Source organism: Campylobacter sp. (assembly GCF_030528245.1).
Classification (GTDB): Bacteria; Campylobacterota; Campylobacteria; order Campylobacterales; family Campylobacteraceae; genus Campylobacter_D.
In genome coordinates this window covers 1-2,924 of record NZ_JAUMZG010000057.1, presented here as the reverse complement: position 1 = coordinate 2,924, position 2,924 = coordinate 1, and the positions used below count along the sequence as shown (strand labels likewise).

Annotated in this window: 1 protein-coding gene and 2 pseudogenes; all 3 read right to left on the bottom strand. The window is 45.0% G+C overall.

Annotation, left to right across the window (positions count from 1 at the left end):
• Positions 1-643 (bottom strand): annotated as a pseudogene (locus Q4A73_RS07250) (DUF115 domain-containing protein); the annotation flags it as partial.
• Positions 633-2,315, bottom strand: a complete 1,683-nt coding sequence (locus tag Q4A73_RS07245) for a 6-hydroxymethylpterin diphosphokinase MptE-like protein (protein WP_303206785.1) — start codon at positions 2,313-2,315, stop codon at positions 633-635. The gene Q4A73_RS07245 and the pseudogene Q4A73_RS07250, both read right to left, overlap by 11 nt.
• A pseudogene (locus tag Q4A73_RS07240) lies at positions 2,305-2,924 on the bottom strand (hypothetical protein); the annotation flags it as partial. The pseudogene Q4A73_RS07240 and the gene Q4A73_RS07245, both read right to left, overlap by 11 nt.

The following is a 2,924-nucleotide window of genomic DNA, read 5'->3' as shown; positions in this document are numbered from 1 at the left end:
GGATGTTGAGCACGAACTGCTCGATGCCCTGCAGGGCGTCTTTGGGGTCGTTGCCTGCTACTATGATCGCGCTTTTGATGATGGAGCTTAGCATGGTGTTGATTTTAAGGGGGTCAAATTTTTGATAATAATCAGAATGCAGCTCTAAAAAATACAGCCTTGAGGTTAAGAAGCATTCTTTTTTTACTGCAAATAACATATTGCACTCCCCCTCAACATCATGCAAGGATGAATTTAAAATCAAAAGCCTACCCGCGTCAAATTCGGGCGAAAAGTCAAGATTATGAAAGGCATAATAAAGCGTCTCAAGCTCCTCTTCAAAAATCACAAAAAGCTCATGCGTGGCATTTTGCGCTAGGGCCTTGTATAAAATCCCACTTCCAAAGCCGTAAAAATAAAGCACAGGATAAAAGGGGTAATTTTCATTGTAGCGCGCGATGGTTTCGTTGAGCTCCTTGATGGGATCTTGGTAAAGTAGGCTTTTATCGCGGATGTCTTCGAGGTTAAAGGCTAGAGGGTCGCCACCATAAAGGGGGCAGAAAATTTTAGGCTCTAAATTCTCTAAAGCCTCCTTGAGATAGATATCTCTGATGACGCTTAAATTTTTTTCAAAAAGCTCTTTTTGCTTGGCGTTAAAGTGCATCATTTTCCCTTAAAAATCCCTCCAGCAGGGCGTTTTGCTCCTGCAAAAGCCCAAGCACCGCTACGGCGTATTGTTTTTGATGGCTGATTTTATCCTTCAAATCGGCATTTAAAGCCTCCAGCTTAACCTGCTCCTGGGCATAATGAAAACTAAGCGCCACAAAAAGCTCGGTGTGGCAAGGACCTGCCTTAAAATCAAAATAAATTTTATTAAACAAAGCTAAATATTGCGTTTCTGTGCTTTCATTTTTTAAAATTTCCTCAAAATTCCTCCGCCACTTCTCCCCCTCCTCAAAAAGCCCGCGCAATCCGTGCAAAACACCCTTTAAATCCACCCTCCTAGCCTCTAAATTCAGTCTCTTTTTCTCCTCTCTTTTTTGCAAAAACTCCGCGCAGCACTCGCTAAAGGGCTTTTCTACTGTGCCCTTTATGCGCGCGCCGCCCTCTGTGGCGTTAAAGGTCTGCACGCCTAAAATTTTCGCCCTTTCGATGTCCCTTTCAAGCCCCCAACGAAAAAGTGTCCACACTAAAGAGCTTTCCACCACGCCTGCCCCACCGTAGGCGGGGCTTAAAAATTTCCCCACATCTTGCTTAAAATCCCCCTCATGATCCTTGAGGTAAAAATACTCCCGCGCGTGGCTAAGTCCTGTTTTATCATAGGCCAAATCCTGCCCGATGAAAAAAATCCGCTCAAAACGCAAGGCAGCGGCTAACTCATAGGCCATGTTTGCCACGCTAGCCCCCTCACCCAAATAGCCATAATCATCCAAATTTAAAGCCTTTTCAAAATAAAAAGGACGCAAAACAAGCATAAAATTTTTGCCATTTTTTTCTAAAAATTCCACGCTTTTAGGATGGGTGAGGCTTGAGAGGATGAAGAGGCTCTCCCCGCCCCAATCCTCCCTAAAAAACTCACTCGTCCAATGCACCCGCTCCATTGACAGCACAAAATCAGGATTAATCCCTGCCTCGCGTAAGATTTTATAAGCACTATCTGCGGCGAAAATGACGGCGTTTTCTTGCACCTCTTTTAAAAGAGGGAGTTGCTTGGTGAGGCTAGGGCCTGTGGATACGATGAGGGCGTTTTTGCCCGCGAAGCGATAGGCGCTTAAAAAATCCTTAAAAGCTATGCGACTTAAAAGGGCGGGGAGGTTAGTAAGATTATGCCTGATGGCGATGAGGTTATCCTCAGCATCATTGCCCTTTTGCAAGGCTAAAAAGCTAAATTCCTGCCGCAATCTCGCATCAAGAGCGGCCTTTTCCTCACTCTCTCTAAGGCCCAAAAGTGTGTAAATGAGAGCGGAGTTTTGCACGAATTCTAGGGCAAAAAGCGGGGAGAAATTTTCAAAATCCGCCCACAAAATGAGCCGTTGGTTTTGAAATTCCTCGCTCAAATCAAGCCGTGAAATTTCAGCCACCAAAAGGCTCAAATCGTGCTCAAAAACCACCACTCTATGCCTTTGACACAGGGCTTTTAAAAAAAACGCATCCACAAAGCCGTAAAAATAAAGCACAGGATAAAGGGGGTAATTTTGGCGGATAAAAAGCAATTTTTGCAAAACTTCCTCGCTAGAATTCTCCCCCGCAATCGCGCTTGGCGATGTTTTAGCAAGGGCGGCGGCTAGATCTGGCTGGCTTTGTGCTAGGGCTTTGAGATTATTTTCAAAGGGCATTTTCAAGGCTCGTTTTAAGGGGTATGATCGCTCTTTTTAGCGTTTGCTCCTGAGCGTCCAATAATCCATAGGCCATCTGCATAAATTCCAAATGCTCCTTGATATAAATGGCATTTTTGTTAAACAAATCCTCCTTGCTGGTAGGATTTAGGGTGATGACGCGCGCGATGTTTAAATTCCACATGATAAAACTCGGCTGGATGATTTCGTGAAAGCTCTCATGCATGAACTCAAGCTCCCTAGCCTCCTCCGCCCTCGCCATCAGACCATCAAGCCTTAAAAGCGCGGCATCTAGCTCTAAATTTTCACATTGTAAAAATTCCTCTTGCAAGGTACTGTGAAGCCTTAAAAATTTCTCCTTCCACTGCATGCAAAGACTGCGTGAAAGCTCTATTTTCTCATAAAGCTCTCGCGCTAGCTCCTTTTGTCTTCCCTCCCCCAAGGCAGCAGGGCTTTCAAAATAAGGCTTTTTGTCGTGTAAAAACTCCGCGCAGCACTCCGCAAAGGGCTTTTCTACCGTGCCCTTTATGCGCGCGCCGCCCTCTGTGGCGTTGTAAATTTGATGCGCGCCCCCGTCCATTAAAATGACTTTTTCTAAAAAATCGCGAA